At 62.9% G+C, this 229-nt stretch carries 1 pseudogene; it reads left to right on the top strand.

The window, feature by feature from the left end:
* A pseudogene (locus tag FS767_RS22735) lies at positions 1–210 on the top strand (carbohydrate ABC transporter permease); the annotation flags it as partial.
* Positions 211–229 lie beyond the last annotated feature (19 nt).

Below are 229 nucleotides of genomic sequence, written 5' to 3'. Positions count from 1 at the left end.
GACTTCCTGTTCGGCGTGGTGTTCGCCAGCGGCTCGTCGCAGCCCATCACCGTCGCCCTCAACAACCTGGTCAACACCAGCACCGGCGCCAAGGAATACAACGTCGACATGGCCGCCGCCATGATCGCCGCGCTGCCGACGCTGCTGGTCTACATCTTCGCAGGTAAGTATTTCGTCCGGGGCCTGACCTCGGGCGTGGTCAAAGGATAAGGAAGGCCACCATGGCAGC

The organism is Pseudomonas sp. DE0010 (assembly GCF_007680745.1).
Lineage (GTDB): Bacteria > Pseudomonadota > Gammaproteobacteria > Pseudomonadales > Pseudomonadaceae > Aquipseudomonas > Aquipseudomonas parafulva_B.
The sequence above is the reverse complement of the archived record's forward strand: the minus strand, read 5'-3'. Positions and strand labels throughout refer to the sequence as shown.